22 protein-coding genes and 1 tRNA gene are annotated in these 25727 nt (G+C 67.3%); 15 read left to right on the forward strand and 8 right to left on the reverse strand.

Going from position 1 to position 25727, the window contains the following annotated elements; translation table 11 throughout:
- Nucleotides 1–41: 41 nt before the first annotated feature.
- The 4 genes from ASC94_RS16100 to ASC94_RS16115 form a co-directional block, all read right to left on the reverse strand.
- Nucleotides 42–749: a hemerythrin domain-containing protein gene (locus ASC94_RS16100; protein WP_056396736.1), complete on the reverse strand. Its 708-nt coding sequence runs from the start codon at nucleotides 747–749 to the stop codon at nucleotides 42–44.
- Between the two features lie 123 nt (nucleotides 750–872).
- On the reverse strand, nucleotides 873–3284 hold the full coding sequence (locus ASC94_RS16105) for a bifunctional acetate--CoA ligase family protein/GNAT family N-acetyltransferase (RefSeq protein WP_056396739.1): 2412 nt from the start codon (nucleotides 3282–3284) through the stop codon (nucleotides 873–875).
- Between the two features lie 37 nt (nucleotides 3285–3321).
- Nucleotides 3322–4311: a DUF2804 domain-containing protein gene (locus ASC94_RS16110; protein ID WP_056396743.1), complete on the reverse strand. Its 990-nt coding sequence runs from the start codon at nucleotides 4309–4311 to the stop codon at nucleotides 3322–3324.
- The gene (locus ASC94_RS16115) at nucleotides 4308–5555 is read right to left on the reverse strand and encodes a winged helix-turn-helix domain-containing protein (RefSeq protein ID WP_056396746.1); all 1248 of its coding nucleotides are present in this window, start codon (nucleotides 5553–5555) and stop codon (nucleotides 4308–4310) included. The genes ASC94_RS16110 and ASC94_RS16115 overlap by 4 nt, the downstream gene beginning before the upstream one ends.
- Before the next feature lie 223 nt (nucleotides 5556–5778).
- On the opposite strand from ASC94_RS16115, the gene ASC94_RS16120 reads away from it, so the two are divergent.
- The 3 genes from ASC94_RS16120 (at nucleotide 5779) to ASC94_RS16130 (ending at nucleotide 13841) form a co-directional block, all read left to right on the forward strand.
- Nucleotides 5779–8436: a diguanylate cyclase domain-containing protein gene (locus ASC94_RS16120; protein WP_229417293.1), complete on the forward strand. Its 2658-nt coding sequence runs from the start codon at nucleotides 5779–5781 to the stop codon at nucleotides 8434–8436.
- A gap of 124 nt (nucleotides 8437–8560) precedes the next feature.
- Entirely contained in the window at nucleotides 8561–9847 is a 1287-nt protein-coding gene (locus tag ASC94_RS16125) for an exonuclease SbcCD subunit D C-terminal domain-containing protein (RefSeq protein ID WP_056396750.1), read from the forward strand.
- Between the two features lie 13 nt (nucleotides 9848–9860).
- Nucleotides 9861–13841, forward strand: coding sequence for an AAA family ATPase (locus ASC94_RS16130; RefSeq protein ID WP_056396753.1), 3981 nt, complete (start codon nucleotides 9861–9863; stop codon nucleotides 13839–13841).
- Between the two features lie 37 nt (nucleotides 13842–13878).
- Here ASC94_RS16130 and ASC94_RS33255 read toward each other — a convergent pair whose 3' ends face one another.
- Nucleotides 13879–14034, reverse strand: a complete 156-nt coding sequence (locus ASC94_RS33255) for a hypothetical protein (protein ID WP_200955721.1) — start codon at nucleotides 14032–14034, stop codon at nucleotides 13879–13881.
- Between the two features lie 116 nt (nucleotides 14035–14150).
- On the opposite strand from ASC94_RS33255, the gene ASC94_RS16135 reads away from it, so the two are divergent.
- The 12 genes from ASC94_RS16135 to ASC94_RS16190 all read left to right on the forward strand — a co-directional run bounded on the left by ASC94_RS16135 (nucleotide 14151) and on the right by ASC94_RS16190 (nucleotide 23812).
- Nucleotides 14151–14603 (forward strand): putative metalloprotease CJM1_0395 family protein, encoded by a 453-nt coding sequence (locus tag ASC94_RS16135; RefSeq protein WP_082616580.1) that lies wholly within the window; start codon nucleotides 14151–14153, stop codon nucleotides 14601–14603.
- Nucleotides 14604–14647: 44 nt separating this feature from the next.
- Complete coding sequence (locus ASC94_RS16140) at nucleotides 14648–14860, forward strand: hypothetical protein (RefSeq protein WP_056396754.1); 213 nt, start codon at nucleotides 14648–14650, stop codon at nucleotides 14858–14860.
- Between the two features lie 182 nt (nucleotides 14861–15042).
- Entirely contained in the window at nucleotides 15043–15873 is an 831-nt protein-coding gene (locus tag ASC94_RS16145; RefSeq protein ID WP_200955724.1) for a hypothetical protein, read from the forward strand.
- Nucleotides 15874–16017: 144 nt separating this feature from the next.
- The gene (locus tag ASC94_RS16150) at nucleotides 16018–17178 is read left to right on the forward strand and encodes a class I SAM-dependent methyltransferase (protein ID WP_056396759.1); all 1161 of its coding nucleotides are present in this window, start codon (nucleotides 16018–16020) and stop codon (nucleotides 17176–17178) included.
- Nucleotides 17179–17231: 53 nt separating this feature from the next.
- A tRNA-Met gene (locus ASC94_RS16155) sits at nucleotides 17232–17308 on the forward strand.
- A 155-nt stretch (nucleotides 17309–17463) separates the two neighbouring features.
- Complete coding sequence (locus ASC94_RS16160; RefSeq protein ID WP_082616581.1) at nucleotides 17464–18576, forward strand: sensor histidine kinase KdpD; 1113 nt, start codon at nucleotides 17464–17466, stop codon at nucleotides 18574–18576.
- 84 nt (nucleotides 18577–18660) lie between these two features.
- Nucleotides 18661–20295 carry an acid phosphatase gene (locus ASC94_RS16165; RefSeq protein WP_229417294.1) on the forward strand — a complete coding sequence of 545 codons (1635 nt, stop codon included), beginning with the start codon at nucleotides 18661–18663 and terminating at the stop codon, nucleotides 20293–20295.
- Between the two features lie 107 nt (nucleotides 20296–20402).
- A complete protein-coding gene (locus ASC94_RS16170; protein ID WP_056396765.1) occupies nucleotides 20403–20627 on the forward strand; it encodes a hypothetical protein in 225 nt (74 codons plus the stop codon).
- A 110-nt stretch (nucleotides 20628–20737) separates the two neighbouring features.
- Complete coding sequence (gene dbpA / locus ASC94_RS16175; RefSeq protein WP_056396768.1) at nucleotides 20738–22150, forward strand: ATP-dependent RNA helicase DbpA; 1413 nt, start codon at nucleotides 20738–20740, stop codon at nucleotides 22148–22150.
- Between the two features lie 60 nt (nucleotides 22151–22210).
- Entirely contained in the window at nucleotides 22211–22597 is a 387-nt protein-coding gene (locus ASC94_RS16180) for a VOC family protein (RefSeq protein WP_056396770.1), read from the forward strand.
- Nucleotides 22598–22703: 106 nt separating this feature from the next.
- Nucleotides 22704–23336, forward strand: coding sequence for a hemolysin III family protein (locus tag ASC94_RS16185; protein WP_056396772.1), 633 nt, complete (start codon nucleotides 22704–22706; stop codon nucleotides 23334–23336).
- A 47-nt stretch (nucleotides 23337–23383) separates the two neighbouring features.
- Nucleotides 23384–23812 (forward strand): putative quinol monooxygenase, encoded by a 429-nt coding sequence (locus ASC94_RS16190; protein WP_229417295.1) that lies wholly within the window; start codon nucleotides 23384–23386, stop codon nucleotides 23810–23812.
- A gap of 40 nt (nucleotides 23813–23852) precedes the next feature.
- Here the strand turns inward: ASC94_RS16190 and ASC94_RS16195 are convergent, their stop codons facing one another.
- From ASC94_RS16195 to ASC94_RS16205, 3 genes are all read right to left on the reverse strand, one after another.
- Nucleotides 23853–24248, reverse strand: coding sequence for a GFA family protein (locus tag ASC94_RS16195; RefSeq protein ID WP_056396775.1), 396 nt, complete (start codon nucleotides 24246–24248; stop codon nucleotides 23853–23855).
- Entirely contained in the window at nucleotides 24245–24667 is a 423-nt protein-coding gene (locus tag ASC94_RS16200) for a hypothetical protein (protein WP_056396778.1), read from the reverse strand. The genes ASC94_RS16195 and ASC94_RS16200 overlap by 4 nt, the downstream gene beginning before the upstream one ends.
- A gap of 74 nt (nucleotides 24668–24741) precedes the next feature.
- Nucleotides 24742–25695: a chemotaxis protein gene (locus ASC94_RS16205; protein ID WP_056396781.1), complete on the reverse strand. Its 954-nt coding sequence runs from the start codon at nucleotides 25693–25695 to the stop codon at nucleotides 24742–24744.
- Nucleotides 25696–25727 lie beyond the last annotated feature (32 nt).

Below are 25727 nucleotides of genomic sequence, written 5' to 3' on the forward strand. Positions count from 1 at the left end.
ATAGCAAAGGAACGCCATGCTTTGCCTCGGCGACGCGAATGCTAGTCGGCCAGCGCGCGGCTGGGCGGGCGCTGGCGGCGCGGACGCGCCAGTTCCGACACCGGAATATTGGTGTCGAGCTCCTCGTCCGGCAGCACGATGGGCAGCACGGCCAGGGCCGGCAGCAGCGCGTCGTCCTGCTTGCCGCGCGGCCTGGCGGCCGGCTTGTCCACCAGGTGCAGGCGGCCGCCCTTGCAGCGGCGCGCCTCGGCCACGTTGGCGTCGTGCAGCAGGAACTGGTTGGCGATGGCGAACCACGCTTCGCCGCCGATGGCGGTGCGGGCCACGGCGAACAGCTCCTTTTCCTCCTTGTCGAGCCGCTGCAGCAGCGACTCGCAGAACGCGTCGATGCGGGCGCAGATCTCGTGCACGCGCTGTTCAGACTCGTCTTTGGATTCCGTGACCTGCTGCTGCAGCGAGCGGATAATGCCCAGCGCCACATCGTTCAAGCGGTTCAGTTCGTCGAGCAGCTGGTTGGCCTGCTCGGTGGCCTGGCGGATGGCCGGGATCAGATACATCTCGATCTTGCGCCAATGGCAGGCCTGATACAGCCGGTTCAGCGACTCGCACGCGAACTCAAGCTGCGACAAGGTCAAGCTGTTCTGGTTGAGCAGCGTGGACTGGACGTATTTCTGGAACGAAAGCAAACTGACGCGGATGTTGGCTTGCTCGACAGATAGAGCTACCAAAGTGTATGTGGCCGTTAACATTCTTACTCCAAGCTAGAATCACAAAAAGCGACGAGGCGGAAGTAAAAGTGTAAATAAACGCGACGACCAGGACTTTGACATAAAACAAACTGTCCCGGTATTAGCCCAAGCGAAAGCCCTGAACTACGGTTGCAACTTGAGAGTTAAAATGGCCATTCCCGGCTCCGGCGACGGACTGACCGAGCCGCCGAAGCGCCGGACCAGCTGCTGGACACCACCATTTTCAGACAACGCTTCACCGACTATCGCCGCAGTGCCTCGGCTGCGGAAATAATCGATCAGCTTTTGAAACAGAATAGCGCCTAGGCCCTTTCCCTTCAAGTCCGAACGGATCAAAATTGCAAATTCAGCATGCTGATTATCGAGGTCTGCAACAGCACGTACTACCCCTAGTGTTTCAGGCCTGCCTCCGCTACCGATGCGTGTTGCGATAAAGGCCATCGCACGGTCGTAATCGATCTGCGTGAGGCGCGCCAGCTGGGCCGGCTGCAGTTCGCGCATGACGGAAAAAAAGCGCAGGCGCACGTCGTCCGCCTCCAGCCTGGCAAAAAATTCGACATGCTGCGGCGCGTCTTCGGGCCGGATCGGGCGCAGGGTCAGCGGCGCGCCCTGCCACACCACCTCCTGCTCCAGCTCCTGCGGGTAGGCGCGGATGGCAAGCCGGTAGCTGGCGCGCGGCGGCCCCAGCGTGATGCCGGCGTCCAGCGCCAGCACGCCGTCCGCGCCGGCCAGCAGCGGGTCGAGGCGCAGGCTGGCCAGTTCGCAGGTGTCGGCCACCAGGTCGGACACCTGGATCAGCGCGTGGCAGAGCGCGTCGCTGGCGGCGGCAGGACGCAGCCGGGTCCGTTCAACCATGTCGCGCGCCAGCACCATGTTCAGCGGCGGCAGGCCGACCGTGCGGCGGCCGGCGCCGGCGTCCATGCCGCCGGCGGCACCGGCAGCGCCGCCGGGACCGAAACTGATGACCGGGCCGAACATGGCGTCGTCCTGCACCGCGATGGCGAATGCGTCACCGGGCGCCGCGCCGGCCGCGCTGCCGCCGCGTTCGCCCATGCGGATGCCGTAGGCGGCCAGCACCGCGCGCGTTTCCGGCGCGCTCAGGGCGGCGCGCCCATCGGCCACCGCCGCGGCAAGGACGGCGCGCGCCGCCGCCCGCTCAGGCTTGCTGCCCGGGGGCAGCTGGCCCGGCACTTCCATCAGCAATTCCTGGTTGCGGCGGTACTGCACGGTCTGCATGAAGCCGCGCACCGCCTGTTCCGGCGTGTCGTAGGCCGGCAGCCCCGCGTCCGCGAACACGCGGCGCGCGCCCGCCACCGAGGCCCCGCCCAGCCAGCACGACAGCACGTTCTTGCCCGAGCCGCGCGCCAGCGGCGCCAGCAGTTCGGCCACGCGGGTGGCGTCCACGCCGGTGGCGGGCGCATGGATCAGCAGTAGCGCGTCCACCTGCGGCTCGCGCAGCAGGGCATCGAAAACGGCCGCGTACTGCGCCGGCGTGGCCGCGCCGCCCAGGTTGAGCGGATTGGCAGGCGCCGCCAGCCCGCCCAGGCCGGGCAGCGCCGCCCTGAGCAGCTTGACGGTGGCCGGCGGCAGCAGCGCCAGCTTGCCGTCCGCGTAGGCCAGCGCATCGGTGGCGATGGTGCCCAGCGCGCCGCCGTTGGCCACGATGGCCAGCCGCTCGCCGCGCAGCGCGCGCGCATGGGTCAGGGTTTCCGCGGCGTCGAACAGGTCTTCGGTGGAATGCACGCGCAGCATGCCGGCGCGCCGGAACGCCGCGTCATAGGCCAGGTCGCTGCTGTCGCGCCCCGCCTTGAGCACGATCACCGGCTTGGCGCGCGCCGCCAGCCTGGCCGCCGACATGAATTTGCGCGCGCAGGCCAGGTTCTCCATATAGACCAGGATGGCCGCCGTGTCGGCGTCGTCGGCCAGGTAGTCGAGCAGGTCGCCCAGGTCGATGTCGGCGCGCTCGCCCAGCGAGGCGAACTTGGAGAACCCGATGCCGTGCAGCCGCGCCCAGTCCAGCACCGCCGCCATCAGCGCGTCCGACTGCGAGACGAAGGCGATCTTGCCAGCCTTGGCGCCGCCTTCGGCCAGGCTGGCGTTCAAGCCGCTGTGCGGCGCCAGCAAGCCCACCCCACCCGGGCCCAGGATGCGCAGCAGGTGCGGTTTGGCCGCGTCCAGCATGGCCTGGCGCACCGACCTGCCGCCGCCGGCCTTCGCTTCGTCCAGTCCCCTGGTCAGCACCACGGCGGCGCGCGTGCCGCGCGCGCCCAGCTCGGCGATCAGCCCCGGCACCGTGGCCGGCGGCGTGCAGATCACCGCCAGGTCGGGCGCCTGGGGCAAGGCCGACACCCTGGCGTAGCAGCGCACACCCAGCAGCTCGTCGTACTTGGGATTGACCGGCCACAACGCCCCGGCATAGCCGCCGCCGGCCATATTGGCCAGCACGATGGCGCCCAGGCTGCCCGGCCGCAGCGATGCGCCGATCACCGCCACCGAGCCGGGATCGAACAGGCTGCTGAAATTCCTGATGCTCATCGTCCGCCCTTTCAGCGCTGCGGCGCTGTCGCCCCGCCTACCAGCGGGAAATGTGGTCTTCGGTCACGCCCACCAGCTGCGTCACCATGCGTTTGGGCTGGTCCGCACTGCTGCGCACCCAGCCCGTGAAAGTGCCGATCGGCTGCAGATAGCGGCTGGCGGCCACCACCAGGTTCTTGTCCTGGCGGCGCGCGCCCTCCGGCGTGAAATACAGTTCCAGCAAGTCGTCCTCGGTGAAGATGTGCCAGCGCGCCAGCGGGTCGGCCTGGTCGTAGATGAAATGCGCGGGCGCCAGCGGGTGCACCTGGCCGTCCAGCCACAGGGCGTTCTCGTGGCCGCCGAAATACCCGGCCTGCAGGTTGAAGCCGAGTTCCAGATTATGCCCCGAGGCCCAGCGCCACGCGGTGTTGCGTGCCAACAGGCCGTTGGAATAGTCGAAACTGGCCACGCCGCCGGCCAGGTCGTATTCGCCGCGCCACAGCTTGACCCGCCCCGTCAGCGGCATGCCGGACGACTTCTGGGTGGCGTGCACCGAACCGTTCTTCACCGGGCCGCTGGCCAGCAACAGCGGCGCGTTGCCGGGCCCGAATTCGGCGTCGATCGCCAGGTAGGGGCAATCCAGCTCCAGCTTGTAGCGGCCCTCGCCCAGGCCCTCAATATTGATATAGGTGCGCTTGACCTTGAAAGTGCTGCGGCCGTTGGCGTGCGCCGCCACCCGGGCCGAGGTGATGGGCAGGCCGTCCTGGGAAAAGTTGGCCAGCATGTCGCCGTCGTCGCGGTCGAAGGCATAGGCGAAGCAGGTGCTGATCCAGCCCAGGTCCACGATGGCCACCGCGCAGAACACCTGCTCGGTGGCCAGCGCCACGTAGTGCCAGCGTTTGTGGTGGAAACGGCGCCACAGCGCGTTGCGCGCGTGCGGCGCGGCCAGTGCGCTCCAGTCGAATCCCGAGGCTTGCCCGGCATAGCGGCCGAACAGCGGGAGGCCGTCGGCGCCGATCAGGCTGGCGGGGGCGGCGGGCAGCATCACGCAGCCTCCTTGATGGACGAATCCAGCGCGGCCTGCAGCACGGCGGCAAAGCCGGGCGGCTCGGTGGCGCCGGTGCGCACCTGCGGGCAGCCGTGCCAGCCTGCGCAGCGCTGCAGTGCCGCCGCCACGTCGCGCACGAAGCGCTCGCTCACGCGCACGCCCGGCTCCAGCGCCAGCGCCTTGAGCTCGAACACGCCTTCGCGCCGATGCGCCTTGGCGTCCACCCGCCCCACCAGCGCGCCGCGGCGCAGGATGGGCAGCGTAAAGTAGCCGTAGCGGCGCTTCGCGGCCGGGGTGTAGCACTCCAGGCGGTAATCAAAGCCAAACAGCTCCAGCGCGCGGCGGCGGTCCCACACCACCGGGTCGAACGGAGACAGGATGGCGGTCGCGCTGGCGGCCAGCGCGCCGGCCGCCGCGCTGACCGCCAGCGCAGCGTGGTCCGGGTGGATGTAGACCGGCTCTTCCCAGCCTTGCACGCGCGCGCGCAGCAGCGCGCCTTCGGCCACCAGGATGTCGGGGTCGAGGCGCGGCGGCCGGGTACGGAAATAGTCGGCAATCCAGGACGCCTTGGCCAGGCCCAGCGCCTTCACGGTTTTCAGCACGAACGTGCGGCGCGTGTCCTCCATGGACGGCATGCGGGCATCGTCCCATCCGGGCAGCGCGCGTTCCAGCACGCGCTCGGCCAGGTCGTACACGCGCTGGAAGTTGTGGCGCCGCGCGATCATCAGCCGGCCGGCGGTAAACAACACCTCCAGCGAGCGCTTTTCCGGCTTCCACTCCCACCAGCCGCCGGCCTTGCCGTCGGTGCGCTCGAAGTCCGAGGACCGCACCGGGCCGTTGGCGCGGATGTGCTCCAGTAGCGCCTCGACCTCGGCGCGGCGCTCGGCCATCCAGGCCGCCGGGTACTTCCAGCCCATGGCGCCGGGATCGGCCATGCGGTGCCGGTACAGGCCGTAGTCCTCGATCGGCACGAAGCAGGCCTCGTGCGCCCAGTATTCGAACAGCGCACCCTCGGCCAGCAGCTCCTCCAGCCAGGCCTGCGGGTAGTCGCCCAGGCGGCTCCACAGCACCAGGAAGGGGCTGCGCGCCACCACGTGGATGGTGTCGATCTGCAGCACGCCCATTTGCCGGATAGCCTCCAGCAGGTCGGCTTTTTGCGCTTTTCTGCGGCGCGGCTGCAACAGGCCCTGGGCCGCCAGATGCAGCGCGCGCGCGGCCGCCGGGCTGAATGTCAATTCGGTCAAAAAGCTGGCCCTTCCATAGTTGAACCCAGCCCGCTATTCTAAAGAAGAAAGCGCGCTTTGTTGCATGCGCGAAGAACGATAGCTTGAAGTTTTATCACTTTTTCTGGCTCCCCGGAACTTTTTGATTTGGGCGCGGCCCCAAGCGCCGGATTTGCGTGCAAAATACCCTTCATGGAGACTGCGTTACCTACCAGCACCGAGCCCCGAGCCCCAAGGCGACCAATTGACGAGATCCGATAACCCAGTCCGGCACGTCCTGCGCAAAGTGTACCGGGTGGTGCTGCTGCCCGCGTTTGCCCTCGGCCTGCTGATATCCATGTGGGGGGCCGTGGCTTACCAGGTCAACCAGGAATACCACAGCGCCCGCCACGAGGCGGTGCTGCATAGCCAGACCCTGGCGCGCACGCTGGCCGAGCACACCAGCCACCTGCTGCGCCAGACCGAACATGCCACCCAGCTGTTCAAGCTCAAATACGAGGAAACCGGCGGCGCGCTGCGCCTGGCGGAGTTCACCCGCAGGGGCGGCCTGCTCGATTCGCTCATGCCCTCGCGCCTGGACCTGCCGATCGCCCTGTATCTGCCCGACGGCACGCTGCTGGAAAGCCGCAACGGCTTTTTCAACCACAGCATCGCCAACGATGCCGTGTTCAAGATGCTGACGCTGGCGAAGGACGACGCGGCGCTGGCCTCCAATCCCATGGTGGAACCGGTGACGAAGAAGTGGCAAATCCAGATTGCGCGGCGCCTGAACGACGACAAGGGCGAGTTCGCCGGCGCGGTGGTGCTGATGGTGGACCCGGCCTATTTCGTGGAGGATTACGACCGCCTGCACGTGGAGCCGAAAGGCCTGGTGATGCTGGTGAGCCGCGACACCGGCCTGGCCATCGGCCGCATCGAGGAACACCTGTACATCACCGACACCATCGACTTCACCACCACCACCACCGACGCCTACGGCAGCGCCGACGAACTGACGCTCAAGCAGCCGCTCGACGGCGTGGACCGCATCTACAGCTACCGCGACCTGCCGCGCTATTCCCTGACGGCCGTGGTGGGCAACACCGTCAGCTCGGCGCTGGCGCGCTTCGAGCGCCAGCGCCGCATCTACTTCGTGCTGGCCGGCGTGGCCACGGTGCTGGTGGTGGGGTTCGCCGCGCTGCTGATGCAGCAAAGCGAACGCCTGCGGCGCAGCATGAACGCGGCCAACGAGGCGCGGCAAAAGCTGCGCGCGGCCGCCGACGCCAGCCTGGACGCGGTATTCCTGCTCAAGGCCTGCCGCTCGCCGGGGCGCGGCGACGTGGTCGATTTCACGCTGGTGGACGTCAACGAGCGCGGCGCGCGCATGCTGGAGCTGCCGCGCGACACGCTGCTGGGCCAGCGCATCGGCGAGCTGGTGCCGATGTGGCGCAGCGAAGGCTTCATCGACAAGTACCGCACGGTGATGGAAACCGGCCAGCCGCTGGAAGAGGAATTCGAAACGCGCAACCTGCCCGGCGAGCCGCGCTGGCTGCGGCACCAGATCGTGGCGATCGACGACGGCGTGACCGTCACCACCCGCAACATCACCTCGCGCAAGCGCGACGAGCTGAAGATGCGCCAAAACCAGGCGGAGCTGGCGGCGGTCAACGACGCCTCGCCGCTGGGCCTGATCCGCGCCGACGCCAACGGCCATTGCACCTATGTGAACCGCACGTTCGAGGCCATCACCGGGCTGACGCGCGAGCAGGCGCTGGGCGACGCATGGATGGCCGCGGTGCACCCCACCGACCGCGACGTGCTGCGCGCGGCGCTGCGGCACCTGCGGGAAACGCTCAAGCCCTTCCAGGACACGCTGCGCTGCGTGCACCCGGACGGCACCATCGTGTGGACCTCGATGAAGGTGGCGCCCATCATCATCGACGCCCGCATCGACGGCTTCGTCGGCACGCTGGACGACATCACGCTGATGCGCAAATCGGTGATGGCGCTGCGCGAGAGCGAAGCGCGCCTGCGCACCATCGCCGACACGCTGCCGGCCATGATCGCCTACGTCGACGAGGAAGAGGTGTACCGCTTCAACAACCGGGCCTACGAGCGCGAATTCAGCCAGTCCGGCATGGAGGTGATGGGCAAGACCATCCGCGAAACGGTGGGCGAGCAGCGCTACCAGTACCTGCAGCCCTACATCCAGCGCGCGCTGGCCGGCGAAACCCTGTCCTTCGAGGAGGACGACGACAACCATGGCCTGGTGCGCAGCTTCGAGGTGATCTACATCCCCCAGTTCGACGAGGGCGGCTACAGCGTGGTCGGCTTCCACGTGATGCGGCAGGACATCACGGCGCAAAAGCGCGAGAAACAGCGCCTGCTCAAGCTGTCGCAGATCGACGCCCTGACCGGCCTGACCAACCGCGCCGGCTTCCTGCAGGAGCTGAACAACGCCATGGCCGCCAGCCGCGACAACGGCACCCTGATGGCGGTGATGTACATGGACATCGACCGCTTCAAGCCGGTCAACGACACCTATGGCCACAGCGTGGGCGATGCGCTGCTGAAGGTGTTCTCGGCGCGCCTGACGCACGCCATGCGCGCCAGCGACACCATCGCGCGCCTGGGCGGGGACGAATTCACCATCATCGTGGAACGCCTGGCACGCGCGGAGGACGCGGAAAACCTGGCGGCCAAGATCGTCACCACCATGCAGGCCCCGTTCGAGCTCGATACGGCCACGGTGTCGGTGTCGACCAGCATCGGCCTGACCTACTACCAGGGCGAGGACGTGACCCCGGCCGAACTGCTGAACCGGGCCGACATGCTGCTGTACCGCGCCAAGCAGGCCGGCCGCAACACCTACCGCGCCGGCGGCCCGGTGGCCGAGGCGCTGGCCGCCTCCAGTGCGGCCTGAGCGCCGCATGGAGATCCGTCAACGCGGCCCGGGCCAACTTAGGCTATATTGAGCGTTTTCCCCAACCGTATTCACCAAGCGCGTTCCGCTTTACGTTCCGCTTTACCCATTATCCTGGCAATCCATGCGTCTGCTGCACACCTCCGACTGGCATCTGGGCCAGTCGCTCCACAATTTCGAACGCACCTACGAGCACCAATGCTTCCTCGACTGGCTGCTGGACACCATCGTGGCCGAGCAGGCCGACGCGCTGCTGATCGCCGGCGACGTGTTCGACAACGCCAATCCCTCGTCCGCATCGCAGCGCCAGCTTTACCGCTTCCTGCAGCAGGCCAGGGCGCGCGCGCCGCAGCTGGACCTGGTGATCATCGCCGGCAACCACGATTCGCCGGGCCGCCTTGAGGCCCCCGGCCCGCTGCTCGAAGCGCATGGCACGCAGGTGATCGGCAGCGTGCCGCGCAACGCCGACGGCGCCATCGACGTGGAACGCCTGGTGCTGCCGCTGACGGGCAAGAGCGGCGCGGTGGAAGCCTGGTGCCTGGCAGTGCCCTTCCTGCGCCCCGGCGACGTGCCGCGCCCGGAGGCCGCGGGCCCGGACGCGCCGGACCCGTACCTGGCCGGCATCGCCCTGCTCTACCAGCAGGCGTTCGCCGTGGCGCAGGCGCGCCGCCAGCCCGGCCAGGCCATCGTCGCCATGGGCCACTGCCACATGGTGGACGGCCAGATGTCGAACGACTCCGAACGCCGCATCGTCATCGGCGGCACCGAGATGCTGCCCGCCGGGATCTTCGACCCGTCCATCGCCTACGCCGCACTGGGCCACCTGCATCTGGCGCAGACGGTCGGCAGGCAGGAGCGCATCCGCTATTGCGGCAGCCCGATCCCGCTGTCGTTCGCCGAAGTGGGCTACCGCCACCAGATCCTGCGCATCGACATCGCCGCCGGCGCAACCGAAGGCGGCGCCGGTGTGGGCGCCGGTGTAAGCACCAACGTGAGCGCCACTGTGAGCGCCATTGCAGTGCCGCGTGCCGTCGAACTGATGCGGGTGCCGGCCAAGCCGGCCCCGCTGGAACTGGTGCTGGAACAGCTGGCCGCGCTGCCGGCCGAAACAGCGCTGCCGCCCGACGCCCATCCCTTCCTGGAGGTGCGGGTGCTGCTGGACGCGCCGCAGCCCGGCATGCGCGCGCGCGTGGAAGCCGCGCTGGAAGGCAAGCCGGTGCGGCTGGCGAAAATCGAAACCTCCTCGCCCAACCGCGCGCCCTCGCTGGACGACGCCGCGCTGACGCTGGACCAGCTGGGCAAGCTGCAGCCGGACGACATCTTCAAGCGCCTGTACCGGCAGCGTTTCGGCAACGACGCCCCGGCCGAGCAACTGAGCGCCTTTGCCGAGCTGATGCTGCCCGGCGCCTGAACCAAGAACATCTATGCGTATCCTGAGAATCGGCGGTAAAAACCTGGCCTCGCTGGCCGGAGAATTCAGTGTGGACTTTGAACAGGAACCGCTGGCCTCCACCGGCCTGTTCGCCATCAGCGGCCCCACCGGCGCCGGCAAGAGCACCCTGCTGGACGCGCTCTGCCTGGCCCTTTACGATGCCACCCCGCGCCTGCTGAAGGCGCTGGGCCGCAGCATGCTGCCGGACGTGGGTGCCGAAACAGTGACCACGCAGGATACGCGCAACCTGCTGCGCCGGGGGACAGCCGAAGGCTATGCGGAAGTCGATTTCGTCGGCAGCGACAACCAGCGCTACCGCGCCCGCTGGAGCGTGCGCCGCTCGCGCAACAAGGCCGAAGGCGCGCTGCAGCCTACCGCGATGGGTTTGCAGCAGCTGCCCGCGCTGCTGCCGGTGGGCGGCACCAAGACCGAAGTAAAGGCGGAAATCGAAAAACGCATCGGCCTGTCGTTCGAGCAGTTCACGCGCGCCGTGCTGCTGGCGCAAAACGAGTTCGCCACCTTCCTGAAGGCCGACGACAACGAACGTGGCGAGCTGCTCGAAACGCTGACCGGCAGCGCCATCTACAGCGAGATTTCGATGCGCGCCTTCGAGCGCGCCAAGCTGGAACTGGCGGCATTGCAGCGCCTGACCGGCCGCCTGGCGGACCAGAAGCCGCTCAGCGGCGACGAGCGCGCCGCGCTGGAAGCGCAAAGCGGCGAGGCCGACGCGGCGGTGGCCGGGCTGGACGCGCAGAAGGCGGGACTGGAGCAGGAACTGCGCTGGCATCAGCAGGCGCAAAGGCTGGAACAAGGCGAGCTGCAAGCGAGGCAGGCCTTGCAGGAACGCCTGGCAGAAGCCGATGCGGCCGCGCCGCGCCGCGCCGTGCTGCAGCGGCTGGACGCGGTGCAGCCAGCCCGTCCGCTGGCTGGCGACGTGACGCGCATCGAAGACGACATCGTGGCCGGGCAGGCCGCGCTGGCGGCGCGCAAGGCGGAAGCGGAACAGGCGCTGCAGGCGCAGGCCCATGCCGCCGCCGCCCTGCAGCAGGCCGAGGCCCTGGTGGCGGAAGCCGAAGCGGCGCAGCGCAATGCCGGCCCGCAGCTGGACCAGGCCAAAGCGCTGGACGCGCGCATCGAAGCCATGCTGCCGGCGCACCGGCAGGCCAGCGCCGCCCTGGAAACGGCCAGCCAGGCCGACAAGGCGGCCCGCAGCGCACTGCAGAACAAGCAGAGCGAACACCGCCAGCTCACCGCCGCGCAGGAGCACGGCGCCGCGTGGCTGGCGCGCCACCAGCAATGGCAGGCGCTGGCCGAATCCTGGCAGCGCTGGGACGTGCTGTTCGTGCAGGCCGGCCAGGCCGCCTCGCAGGCCGAGAAGCACAGCTACGCGCTGGCGGCCGTGCAGCGGCAAGCCGCCCACCACCGCGACGAGGAAGCGCGCGCCACGGCCAGCCTCGCCGGTGCCAGCGAGCGCCTGCAGGCGCTGGAGGCGCAGCGCCAGCAAGCCATCGCCGCGCTGGCGTCCTTCGATGCGGACGGCATGCATGCGCGGCGCCGCGCGCTGGAACAGCGGCGCGACCTGCTCGTCACCGGAGAGAAGGCGTGGTCCGAACTGGACGCGCGGCAGCAGCGCAAGGCGCAGCTGGACGGTGAAGCGGCGCAGCAGCAGCGCGGCAAGGAAGCGGCAGAGAAGCACCTGGCCGAGGCCCAGCAGCACCATGCGGTGCTGATGGCGACCTTCGGCCAGGCCGAGCGCTCGCTGAAGCTGGCCGAGGCGGCGTGCGCGGAAAGCGTCGAAACGCTGCGCGCCACGCTGCAGGACGGCCTGCCCTGCCCGGTCTGCGGCGCGGATGAACATCCCTACCGCCACGACGACGGCGCGCTCGCCGCCATGCACGCCAGCCTGCAGGCTGAAGTGACGCATTGCCGCGAGCAGCTGCAAAAGAATATCGAGCAGCAGACCCGCCAGCGCACCACGGCGCAAAACAGCGTGGAGCGCCTGGCCGTGCTGGGCGCCGAGCAGCACATACTGGCCGGCGCGCTGGACCGCGCCGGCGCCGCCTGGGAAGCGCACCCGCTGGCGCGCGAGGCGGCCTCGCACGCCGTTGCCGGCAGCGCCCTGCCTGATCCGGACGGCCCCGCGCACGGCCTCGCAGCGTGGTTCGCCGCCGAGCTGACGTCAACGCGCGAAGCGCTGCAATTGATCGACCAGCAGGAACTCGCGCTGCGCCGCGCCGGCGCCGCGCGCGACCAGGCGCAGCAAGCCTGCGACACCGCAGCCGCCGAACACGCGCGCCTGCACGCCACGGCCGCCGCCGCGCAGGCCGCGCTGGCGCAGTCGAACGCCGAATTCCAGGCGCTGGAGGGCAAGCGCATCGAGGTGGCGCTGCAGCTGAGCGGCCTGCTGGACGAGCTGGATGCCGCCTTCAGCAGCATCGACCTGCCCAACGAAGGCTGGAAAGATGAATGGAAGGCCGGCCCCGCGCGCTTCCACGAAGCGCGCCGCGCCGAAGCCAAGCAGTGGCAAACCCACCGCACCCAGCTCGACGAACGCGCCAGCGCCTTCGCCGCGCTGGACGCCGAACTGCACGCGCTGGCCGCCGCCCAAGCCAAGACCGGCAGCGACGCCGACGCCGCCCGCAGCGCTTTCAACACCGCCGAAGCCGGGCTGCACGCCATGCAGGAACAGCGTATGGCGCTGTGGGGCGGCAAGGAAGTGCGCGACGTGGAAGCCCAGCTGCAAGCGGCCATCGGCTCTGCGCGTGCCCGCCATGCGGCGCAGCTGCAGGCGAGCCAGCATGCCGCGCAACAGCAGGTGCGCGCCGAAGAAGCGGTCGCCCAATCCGGCAGCCGCCTGGCAGCCCTGCACGCCGCCGCCGAAACCGCCGCCACCCGCCTGGCCGGCTGGCTGGAAGCGTTCAACCGCGACCAGCCCGCGCGCGCAGCCGGCCATGGCGCCGGTCCCGGCACGGCGGAGGACCGCACATCGCCCATCGAGGCCGACGCCAGCCACCGCAGCGCAACGCCGGACGACGACCTGTTTGCCGCCAGCGCAATGACACCGGATCACACGCCGGACCATGCGCCGGACCAGCCACCGGACGATCCGCAGCCGCCCACCCTGACGCTGGCGGAGCTGCTCGCGCTGCTGGCCTGCCCGGCCGAAGCCATCCGCACCGAACGCGAAGCCCTGCAGGCGCTGGACCACGCCGCCGCCACCGCTGCCACCGTGCTGAAGGAACGCCAGCTGCAGTGCCGCCAGCACGCCGACAGCGCGCCGGCCAACAGCGCCCATACCATGGACACCCTGGCCCAAGCGCTGGACACCCTGGCGGCCGAACGCAAGCAGGCCCACGACCTGGCCGCCGCGCACCGCCTCGGCATCGCGCAAGACGACGACAAGCGCCGGCGCGCGCACGCCATGCTGGCCGAGATTGAACAGCAAGAAGCCATCGAACAGCGCTGGGCGCGCCTGAGTGAGCTGATCGGCTCGGCCGACGGCAAAAAGTTCCGCAACTACGCCCAGCAGTTCACGCTGGATGTGCTGCTCGGTTACGCCAACGCCCACCTGAGCCACCTGGCGCGGCGCTACCAGCTCGAACGCATCAACAACAGCAACGGCCCTTCGCTGGGCCTGCTGGTGCGCGACCAGGACATGGGCGGCGAAATGCGCTCGGTGCACTCGCTTTCCGGCGGCGAATCCTTCCTGGTGTCGCTGGCGCTCGCGCTGGGACTGGCGTCGCTGTCGTCCAACCGCGTGCGGGTGGAATCGCTGTTCATCGACGAAGGCTTCGGCAGCCTGGACGCCGAGACGCTGCGCGTGGCCATGGACGCGCTGGACGGCCTGCAAGCCATGGGCCGCAAGGTGGGCGTCATCTCCCACGTGCAGGAAATGACGGAACGAATCTCCACCCGCATACTGGTGCAACCCTCTGCGGGCGGCAAAAGCGTGGTATCAGTGCAAGGATCCTGAGCGGAGGCAGCGGGCTGCCAACGGATGCTGCCGTGTGCTAACGCACCGGCAGCTCGCCCCGCTCCACCTTTACCATATCCCAGCCCAGCTCACGCCGGATCTGCTGCGGGTCGGGCGGCGGACGGCGCTCCACCAGCTTGGTCTGCAACCACTGGCGGACAGCTTCCTTCGTAGGTTGTTTCTTCTGATCCACGGCTAGCCTCTTTAAGCAACGTTCGGATACTTGTTCAACGCGGCCCGGCCCATTCAGTTGACGGCGCCGGACCGAATACAACACTTTGTTACGCTTTTTGCTAACATGGCGTGACCATGAGCATCAGCGCCCTCTCCCCCGGAGCCAGTGCGGCCGCGCCAGCCAGCGCGCAGGCCAGGGTGCAGCTCACGCCGGAACAACTGGCGCAGATCGAAAAACTCAAGCAGCGCGACACCGAGGTGCGCCAGCACGAACTGGCCCACCTCTCCGCCGCCGGCGGCCTGGCCACGTCCGGCCCCAGCTACACCTACCAGCGCGGCCCGAACGGGGTCAGCTACGCGGTGGGCGGTGAAGTGAACATCGACACCTCGCCCGGCGCCACGCCGCAAGAAACCATCGCCCGCGCCCGCACCATCCAGGCCGCCGCGCTGGCGCCGGCCGAACCCTCTGGCGCCGACCGCGCCGTGGCAGCCCGGGCCCAGCAGCTGGAACAGCAGGCGCGTGCCGAACTGGCGCAGGCTTATGCGCCCGCCGCAACGGCCAGGGCCACGGTCGACGTCTACGCATGATGCTAAAATCTCTCCTTTGCCGCCCCTTTTCCAAGAGCCTCACCATGCTGAAAGCCCCACGTACGCTGACTTTTAAATGCGTAAAATGCAATAAATCGGTCCAAGTTTTCCTGCAGAAAGTATCGGCCTGCTCCCACATCCAGCCTTACCAGGGCATTTGCGCGTGCGGAGAAGTCAAGCGCCACGCCACCGGCCAGAAAGAGGCCGTACAGTCCTACCTGGCCTCGCCGGACGGCAGCTGGTCGCACCACCATTAATAAAATGCTACCGCCTGGGGCCTAAAGATTTCCGCATTCCTGCCGATAAAACAGGAAACCCGTTAATAGGTGCCGCAATGTCCAATCTTTCTCCCCTGAGCTCACGCCAGTACCAGCCCGCCAGCCTTCCTGTTGCTAACCAGCAAACGGATAGCAAGAACTTGCGCGCTGGAAATTCGTCGTTGCTGGAGAAAGCGCAGAACGACCTGGTGTCCCTGTCCAAGAACGGAATCGACCTGCAGCAGCGCGTCGAATCGCTGGGCAATTCCACCGTGGACCTGGCGCAAAACCTGCTCGGCAGTTTCGCCCAGCAAATGTTCGGCGACGCCGGCAAAGGCGCCACCATCTCGTTCGACTCGGTCAGCCTGGAGTCGTCGTCCAGCTTCGCGGCCGGCGTGCAGCAGAGCCAGGGCGCCAACGGCACCACCAGCGCGGCAGCCTTCAGCCTGACGGAAAGTTCGCATTTCCTCGGCAAAGGCACCATCACCACCGCAGACGGCCGCAGCTTCGAATTCGAAGTGGAAGTGCAGTACGACTATTCACTGGAAGCGGCCGCCAGCCAGACCACGTCCGGCGCCGGCGACACCGCAAAGACGCCGCGCTCGGCGGCCGACCCGCTGCCGGCAGTCGAGTTCCCCGACATTAAGTTCCCTGGCAGCCTGCAAGACCTGTTCCGTCTGTTCGACAAGCCGCTCAAGACCGACGTGGTCCAGGAGAACAAGGACCAGCCGGGCGAACAGCAAAAGCTGGGCACCCTGTCGCTGCGCCTGCTCAACCTGGTGAACAGCACCGAACAGCTGGACACCTATGGCCAGCAGCCCGGCAACGGCAAGTCCAAAGCCCTTGCCCACGCCTACGGCACGCAGGAAACGCCGGTCCCCACCCTGGCCAAGATGCCGGGCAGCGTGCCGCAAGCCGCAGCCGCGCTCGCGGCGGAAAACGCAGCAACGCCAGCTCCGGCGCCAGCGCCGGCCGAACCTGCGCCCGCCGATCCGCAAGCGGCCGCAGGCTAAGCTGCAGCTACGCCGCACCAGCGCTGCATTCACGCTGCTCCCCCATGCCGGGCCGCCCGGCGCGGCCCGCGTATAATAGATCCCTTTGCAGAACCGCCGCCCTCGCGCGGCGGTTCTGCCGTTTACCTACAGATTGAAGATTCCATGACCGCAGCCACGCCCGAAGCACAAACCATCCACTGGACCGAAAACGGCGAGGAACGCTCGGCCCGCTGGCGCTCCGAGAGCGGCATGGCGCCGCCCAAGCGCGTCGTCATTGCCGACGACACCACCAACGCCGACACCGCCTACCGCCTGGCCTGCGAAGGCACGGCGCTGCTGTGGAAGGGCGACTTCCAGAACGCGCGCCAGTTGCTGCAAGCGCTGGCGCGCCGCGCCGACAACAAGGGCGGCAAGGGCAAAAAAGCCAAGGCGCCCAAGGTGCCCGCCAGCGCCACCGAAGCCTTCCACCTGCACCGCCAGGCCCAGTCCCAGCGCGGCCGCACCCTGGCCATGCTGCTGATTCCGTTCGAAGCCGACTACAGCATCCCGCTGCGCCGCGCGCCGGACGTGAAGCTGGCCTGCAACGAAGCCTACGGCCGTGGCGAGGAAGCCTTCGCGATGTCGCTGCGCGAGCTGCTGGGCGTGATCGGCGCGCACGAATGGCGCCGCAACGGGGTGGAGATCCCCGCCCTGGGCGAGCGCATCCACCCGCACTATGGGGTGTTCTCGCCGGTACGCGGCGAATACGTGGCGCTGGTGAACGAGGCGCCGCTGCCGAAGAACGCCAAGCTGGCGTTCGACATCGGCGTCGGCACGGGCGTGCTGTCGGCCGTGCTGGCGCGGCGCGGCATCGAGCGCGTGGTGGCCACCGACCAGGACCAGCGTGCGCTGAGCTGCGCGCGCGAAAACCTGCAGCGCCTGGACCTGCACGAACATGTCGAGCTGGTGAAGGCCAATCTGTTCCCCGAAGGGCGCGCTCCGCTAGTGGTGTGCAACCCGCCGTGGGTGCCGGCCCGCCCCAGCTCGCCGATCGAGCACGCCGTCTACGACCCGGACAGCGCCATGCTGCGCGGCTTCCTGGGCGGCCTGAAAGAGCACCTGACGCCGGGCGGCGAAGGCTGGCTGATCCTGTCCGACCTGGCCGAGCACCTGGGCCTGCGTCCGCGCGAGCAGCTGATGGAGTGGATCGGCGCCGCCGGCCTTAAGGTGGTGGACCGCCACGACGTGCGCCCGACCCACCCGCGCGCCGCCGACGCCACGGACCCGCTGCACGCGGCCCGTGCCGCCGAGGTGACCTCGCTGTGGCGCCTGGCGGCAGCGTAAAAAAATCTGCCCTTGCGGAATGAAACAGGCTTGTATATAATTCGGGCCTCAGACGCGGGGTGGAGCAGTCTGGCAGCTCGTCGGGCTCATAACCCGAAGGTCACAGGTTCAAATCCTGTCCCCGCAACCAGATTCAAAAAAGCCGTTGATTTCGAAAGGAATCAACGGCTTTTTTCCGTCTTGTCCCGCTCGCGCGTGTATCTCGCGCCGCTGAGTCTAGCTAGCCGCTAACATGCAAGCTGGAAATAAGCGCAGTCCGCCTCATCCACAAGAAAGGGCACGGCAATGACGCTGGCGACGGATCAAAAGCTCGATACACGCGGCTTGTCGGCCGCCTCCAGGGCCCTGCTCGCCCTGCGCGACGTGGTACTGGACCGCTGGGAGCGCGACGTGCGCGAGCACGTGCCGGCGGCGCGCGACGTGGCCGGGCCGGTGCTGGTCAATACCCTGCCCGCCTTCTTCGACAACCTGGCCGAAGCCATGACGCCCAGCTACCCCCGCGCCAGCGCCACCAGCCACACCAACGCGGCGGCCGTGCACGGCGGCGAGCGCGCCCGCATGACCACCTTCAAGCCCGACCAGATCGTCCACGAATACCAGCTGTTCAAGCGCGCCGTGCTTGGCGTGGCGCAGGCGCACGGCCTGCAGCTGAGCGACGATGAGCGCGCCTCGGTCGAGCATTCCGTCGATTGCGCGGCGCGCGAGTCGATCCGCGAGTTCACCGCCATGCATGAGGACATGCGCCAGCGCCTGGCCGCCGGCCTGTCGCATGACATGCGTTCGCCGCTGGCGGTCATCACCAACGCGGCCCAGCTGATCGGCATGTCGTCCGACCTGGCAGGCACGCACGCCATGTCGGCCAAGATCGCCGCCAACGCCAAGCGGCTGGAGCAGATGATGGAAGAGCTGCTGGACGCGCTGACCTTCGAGCGCACGGAAAAACTGCCGCTGTCGCTGTCGCATTTCGACATGCGCGACCTGGCACTGTCGGTGCAGCAGGAGTTCAACAGCCTGCGCCCCGGCGCGGTGGACGTGACCGGCACCAGCGTGACCGGCCACTGGTGCCGCAATTCCATGTACCGCGCACTGGAAAACCTGGTGGTGAACGCCATCAAGTACGGCGACGGCAAGACCATCCGCATCAACGTGGACGGCACGCGCGGCCGGCTCATGCTCTCGGTCCACAACACGGGCACGCCCATCCCGCCCGAGCAACACAACCGCATCTTCGGCTACCTGCGGCGCGAGAGCGGCGCCGACAAGGCGGGCTGGGGCATCGGCCTGCCCTTCGTGCGCGCCGTGGCCGAAAGCCATGGCGGCAGCGCGGCGGTGGACAGCTCGGCCGCAAGCGGTACCACCTTCCTGATCGACGTGCTGGCAGACTGCCGGGATTGCTGAACCACCCTTGCCAAAGAATTAGCGGCTTTTTCGCGCGGCAATGATAAACTTTGCCGCTTGAAAATCTTTCACCAGGAGCCGCGCGTGAGCGACAACCATAACCATCCCGCCAATCTGTCGCGCCGCCGCATCTTCCAGGCCGCCGCCGCTACCGGACTTGCCAGCGCCGTGCCGGGGATCGCCGCCGCGCCGGCCAAAAAGCCCGCGGCCGGTTCGCTGGACGCCAAGCTGAAGGCGCACGTGAAAAACGTGGTTGTGATCTACCTGGAAAACCGCAGCTTCAACAACCTGTTCGCCGACTTCCCCGGCCTGGCTTCGCCCATGCCGACCGCCCTGTCCGCCGACCAGGCGCAGAAGGACTACAACGGTTCGGTGCTGCCCGCGCTGCCGAAAATCTGGGGCGGCATGGTGCCGCAGTCGCAAACCATAGGCGGCAAGACCTACGAGATCAAGGAAGAGCAGATCAAGGACCTGCCCAATGCGCCCTTCAAGCTGACCAATACGGACGGCAAGCCGCTGCCGGAATCGGTCATCACGCGCGACCTGTGGCATCTGTTCTACCAGAACCAGATGCAGATCAACGGCGGCAAGAACGACGGCTTTGTCGCCTGGGGCAACACCGGCGGCATGGTGATGGGCTACTACGGCGAAACGGCGAAGAACCTCGGCCTGCACCAGCTGGCGCGCCAGTACACGCTGTGCGACAACTTCTTCATGGCGGCCTTCGGCGGTTCCTACCTGAACCACCAGTTCCTGATCAGCGGCCGCCCAGCCGAATTCCCGAACGCGGCCGGCAGCGCGGCCAAGAAAAAGATCACCGTGCTGGCGGACGGCCCCACGGGCTCGCGCCTGGCCCTGGCCGAGGACAGCCCCGCTTCCGCGCTGGACGGCAAGCCGAAGTACGTGAACGACGGCGCCATCACGCCGGACGGCTACGTCGTCAACACCATGGCGCCGCCCTACCAGCCGAGCTGGATCAAGCCCGTGCCGGGCGGCGACCAGAACCTCGCCAGCCCGGACGAGGCCCACTACCAGCCGCCGCAAAGCTACGACACCATCGGCGACCTGCTGTCGCGCCAGGGTGTGAGCTGGGCCTGGTATGGCGGCGCCTGGCAGGCCGCGCTGGACAGCAACGGCGGCGGCCCCAAGCCGAACTTCCAGTACCACCACCAGCCGTTCAACTATTTCACGCAGTTCGCGCCCGGCACCGCCGCGCGCGCCGAGCACCTGCGCGACGGCGGCCTGGGCGACAGTCCCATGTCCAACAAATTCCTGGCCGACGCGGTGGCCGGCAAGCTGCCGGCAGTAACGTTCTACAAGCCGCAGGGCAACCTGAACCTGCACGCGGGCTACTCGGACATCGAGTCCGGCGACCAGCACATCACCAACGTCATCGCCCACCTGCAGAAATCGCCGCAGTGGAAGGACATGGTGGTGGTGATCACCTTCGACGAGAACGGCGGCTGGTGGGACCACGTCGCGCCGCCCAAGGGCGACCGCTGGGGCCCCGGCTCGCGCGTGCCGGCCATGGTGGTGTCGCCGTTCGCCAAGAAAGGCGCGGTGGACCATACGTTCTACGACACCACGTCCATCCTGCGCTTCCTGACCCGCCTGCACGGCCTGCCGCTGCTGGAAGGCCTGAAGGTGCGCAACGAAGCCTTCGCCGCGCGCGGCGCGCAGCCGCCGGGCGACCTGACCGGGACGCTGAGTTTCCGCTGAGTTCCCTGCCGCCAACATACCCACCACGGCGGCATGGCTTTGTGCTACACTGCGTGCCGCTTTAAATATTTGAGCCCGACTGCTGCAGCCGGGCTTTTGTTTTTGAGATGAGAGACAAAAAAGACAACGCGACCTTCGACCTGCCTGGCTTCGCGCCGGCCGCGCCGATGGAGCCGGAGCCCAAGCGCCCGCCTCCACCGCGCGTGCGTCGTGCCGCCTTGAAGCAGGAACAGCTCGAACTGCTGGAGGCGACCGACACGAGCGGCTTGCCGGTCTGGCAGCGCGAAGAAGGCCTGGACGTCATGGGCCTGCCGGTCTGGCGTCCGAACTAAGTCTCTGCATGTCCGCTGTGAGCGGACACCGCCTGCGCGCGGCCGGCAACGGCTCCCTGGAGCCTGCTAGACTGTGCGCACTTCCCCACTTTTTTACCGGGTCCGCCACCATGAGTTCTGAATCCTTCCACAGCCTGCCGCTGACGCCTGCCTTCCTGGCCAATCTCGACATCCTCGGCTACAAAACCATGACCGCCATCCAGGCCCAGAGCCTGCCGTCGGTGCTGGAAGGACGCGACCTGATCGCCCAGGCCAAGACCGGCAGCGGCAAGACCGCCGCCTTCGGCATCGGCATGCTGAGCAAACTGAACCCGGCCTGGTTCGCCACCCAGGGCCTGGTGCTGTGCCCGACGCGCGAACTGGCCGACCAGGTGGCCAACGAACTGCGCCGCCTGGCGCGCGGCGTCGGCAACGTGAAGATCCTGGTGCTGACCGGCGGCTCGCCGATGCGCCCGCAGATCGCTTCGCTGGAGCACGGCGCCCACATCGTGGTCGGCACGCCGGGCCGCGTGCGCGACCACCTGGGCCGCCAGACCCTGGACCTGTCCACCGTCAACACCCTGGTGCTGGACGAAGCGGACCGCATGACCGACATGGGCTTCTACGACGAGATCGCCGGCATCGTGTCGGCCTGCCCCAAGCGGCGCCAGACCCTGCTGTTCTCGGCCACCTATCCCGACGACATCCGCGTCGCCACCGAAGCCTTCCTGGCCGACCCGGTGGAAGTGACCGTGCAGGCGCAGCACGACAACAGCAAGATCGAGCAGCGCTTCTACGAAGTAGGCTTTGACGACCGCGACAAGGCGGTGGGCAAGCTGCTCAAGCATTACCAGCCGGCCTCGGCCATCGCATTCTGCAACACCAAGGTGCACTGCCGCGAGCTGGTGGAATCGCTGCGCGCGGAAGGCTTCACGGCGCTGGCGCTGTACGGCGAGCTGGAGCAGCGCGAGCGCGACGAGATCCTGGTGCTGTTCTCCAACCGCAGCGCGACCGTGCTGGTGGCCACCGACGTGGCCGCGCGCGGCCTGGACATCGCCAACCTGGAAGCGGTGATCAACGTGGACGTGTCGAAAGACACCGAAGTGCACATCCACCGCATCGGCCGCACCGGCCGCGGCGACGAGCGCGGCCTGGCGCTGTCGCTGTGCGCGCCAAACGAGAAGAAGTGGGTCAAGCTGATCGAGGAATACCAGGGCGCGGCCGTGGAATGGCACTCCATCAAGGAGCTGCCGGACGACGAGTACGCCCAGGGCGACCCGGCGCCCTTCATGACCCTGTGCATCCTGGCCGGCAAGAAGGACAAGCTGCGTCCGGGCGACGTGCTGGGCGCGCTGACCGGCGACGCCGGCCTGGCCAAGGAACAAGTGGGCAAGATCAACGTGTTCGAGTTCCAGACTTACGTGGCGATCGACCGCCGCGTGGCCTACGAGGCCTTCGACCGCCTGGCCAAGGGCAGCCGCGAAGGCGCCGACTTCGGCAGCTTCAAGGGCCGCAACTTCAAGATGCGCTTTATCGAGGTCTAACCCGCACGCCGCGTCTTCTGATAGAGTTGCTGCAGACAACAATTCTATCGGGAGCGCAGCATGAGAATCGGACTTGCCGGCATCATGGTGGCGGACCAGGCCAAGGCCCTGGCTTTCTACACGCAGATTCTCGGCTTCAGCGTCAAGAACGACATCCCGATGGGCCAGTTCCGCTGGCTCACGGTCACCTCGCCGGAAGGCGCCGAAGGCGTGGAGCTGGTGCTCGAACCGATCGGTTTCCCGCCCGCGCATGCCTACCAGAGCGCGCTCTACGCCGCCGGCATCCCCGCCACCGCCTTCCTCACCAACGACATCCAGGCCGAATACACGCGCCTGAAAGAACTCGGCGTGGTGTTCCGCGGCGAGCCCACCAATATGGGGCCCATCACCGGCGTACTGTTCGAAGACACCTGCGGCAACCTGATCAACCTGGTGCAGCCGTCGTAGTATTTTTTACACGCTGCCGGCAGCGGGCTGCGCAACGTGCGTTCTGTCACAGTCCGATTTCAATTCGCCGCTAGAATGGCCCTATGGCTCAACGAGGGGCACCACCATGGTCAAGTTTGCGCAGGCGGGCGAAAGATTCAATGCAGTAACTCATTTGGCTGGCGCGCTGCTGGCGGCCGGCGGGTCCGTGTACCTGCTGGGGCAGGTACACAGCGGGCCATGGCAAAGCGTGGTCAGCATCGGCGTGTATTGTTTCAGCCTGGTGCTGCTGTACGCCTGCTCCACCCTTTACCACGCCAGTATCGGCCGTGCAAAAGCCGTGTGGCAGAAGTTCGACCACTGCGCGATCTACGTGCTGATCGCCGGGACCTATACCCCCTTCTGCAGCCTGGCGCTGGACAGCCAGCTTGGCTGGGCCTTGCTGGCCGGCGTGTGGGTGCTGGCGTTCATCGGCATCGTGCAGGAATTGCGGCAAGTCGAGCAGCGCTGGCTGTCGGTGGTAATTTATTTGACCATGGGGTGGTCAGCCGTGCTGATGGTGCTGCCGCTGCGCGCCTCCTTGGGCAACGACGGCTTCGCCTTCGTGCTGGCAGGCGGTCTGTTCTACACGGTCGGCATCATTTTTTACGTGATCGACACCCGCATGCGCCACGCGCACGGCATCTGGCACATCTTCGTCCTGCTCGGCAGTGCCCTGCACTTCCTGGCCATCGCGCAGTTCGTGCTGCCAAGAACCTGAGCCGCGATTTAGCGTACAGTACAGCATCCTGCCTGGAGAATACTTTTATGTGCCTGATGAAGAATAACTTCGTGCAAAGGTTCTTCGCCTTCGTACTGCCATTGTTATTCAGCGGCTTCAACGCAGTGGCGGCCCAGGAGCAAAAAATGATGGTGCGCATATCCGAAATCCAGGTCGAGGCACGGCATCTTGAGCAGTACAAGGCAATCCTCAGCGAAGAAGCCGAAGCATCGGTCAGGCTCGAGCCGGGCGTGATCGCGATCTTCCCTATGTATCAGCGGGACAGCGCTACCGAGTTCAGGATACTCGAGATGTATTCCAGCCGAGAGGCGTACGAGTCGCATCTGAAAACGCCGCATTTTCTTAAGTACAAGTCCGCGACACAGCACATGGTCAAGTCTCTCAAGCTCGTGGATATGCAGGCAATCGACGCGAAGACCATGGACAGCATGTTCATTAAAATGCGCGGCCGCTGATCCATGTGCTATTGAGCAGTACCGCGCAGCTGACTTATCATTACGGGAAGTGCTCGGCGTCTGCTGGCGGCACGACCCAGCTGTGCATGCGCTCTTCGTACACCGAAACAGCCGGCGCAGGGAAACCCGGGTCCGCGAACGCGCCGACGGGAACTGCCAGGTAGGCCGGCAAGCCGACGAGCTCGTAATAAACCGTGGCGCCGCATTGGGGACAGAAGTGCAACCGGGCGCCGGGGCCTTCGTCGCCGGCGCGGAAATACGCCGTGGATGTGCCGCTGACCGTCACCTGCTCGCGCAGGTAACGGGCTTGCTGGCCGAACGGGCCTCCGGTGCGGCGCTGGCATGCCAGGCAATGGCAGATCGAGATGCGGACCGGGTCGCCGGTGGTTTGGGCAGTCAGCTGGCCGCAACTGCAGGATGCAAGACGGGTGATCACATTGCCTCCGATGAGCCGAACAGGTCGTGCGCGTCCAGGATGGCGTAGATGATGGCGGGGTTTTTCTTGAGGCAGCGGCGCACGGCCGCCGGGACGGCTTCGCGGGTCTTGCGGCACAGGCCGGGGCGCATGCTCAGCTCGATCTGCAGGCCCATCACGGTGCGCACTTCGTTGTCGCCGGGGGCGATCTTCAGGGCCACGCCGAGGTTCTGCTGCAGCCGCAGGCCGATGCGCTGCAGCTCTTCATAGCTCTCTGCCGCCTCGATGCGCTGGATCAGGCGTTTCTCTTCTTCCTTGGTCAGCCGCAGGATGGCCAGCCCGGCCATGTCCACCTGCGGGCCGTCCAGCAGCAGCTCGCGCTTGCAGTCGCAGGCGCCAGGCGGGCATTCTTTGCGGATCGGAAAATCGATTTGCAGCATGGGTTCCATCGCGGCCGGGCGGGCGCACCGGGTGGCGCCCGCTTAAATTCTACCGCGATTCCCGCGCCGCCATGCTATTTCGCCAGCACCTGGCGTATCGTCGCTGCCAGCTCTTCGGCCATGAACTTGGCCACGTAGGCGTCGGCGCCCACGGTCTTCACGTGCTCTTCGTTGGTGGTACCCGACAGCGAGGAATGGATCACCACCGGCAGCGCCGCGTAGCGGCTGGTCTGCTTGATGTTGCGGGTCAGCGTGAAGCCGTCCATTTCCGGCATTTCCAGGTCGGTCAGCACCAGGGCGATCTTGTCGTGCACGGTCTTGCCTTCGGCTTCGGCGGCGGCGGCGATCTGGCCCAGCTTGTCCCACGCTTCCTTGCCGGACTTGGTCATGATGAAGGGAGCGCCCATCGCTTCCAGGCCCTTTTCGATCAGCGAACGCGCCACCACCGAGTCGTCGGCGGCCAGGATCATGGTGCCGGGACGCAGCTTCAGGCTGGGGCCGATGGTTTCCGGGTCGATGTCGGGACGGTCGGTGGGGTTCATGCTGCGCAGGATGGTTTCCACGTCCAGCACCTGCGCCAGGCGGGGGCCGTTGTCGCCGTCCAGGCGCGCGATGCTGGTGACCATGCCGCCGACGGCGGTCGACTCGGCCGACAGCACCTGGCGCCAGTCGAGGCGGACGATGTCTTCCACCGACTCCACCGCGAAGGCCTGCGTGGTGCGGGCGAATTCGGTAACCAGCATGATGTTCAAGCCGGTCTTGGGCTTGCAGCCGCAAATGGCCGGCAGGTCGAGCACCTGGATGATCTGGCCGCGCAGGTTGACCACGCCCAGCATGTGCGGCTGCGAGCCGGCCACCGCCGTGATGGCCGGCATGGCCACGATCTCGCGGATCTTGAACACATTGATGCCGAACAGTTCATTGCGCTCGCCGGTGGCGTCGCCGCCCAGGCGGAACAGCAGCAGTTCGAACTTGTTGGTGCCGGTCAGGTTGCTGCGCTCGTCGACTTCCTGTTGTACGGAATGCATGTGGGGGCCCTCGCCTCGTCGTTGATGGTACG

This window comes from Massilia sp. Root418, from assembly GCF_001425265.1.
Lineage (GTDB): Bacteria > Pseudomonadota > Gammaproteobacteria > Burkholderiales > Burkholderiaceae_D > Rugamonas.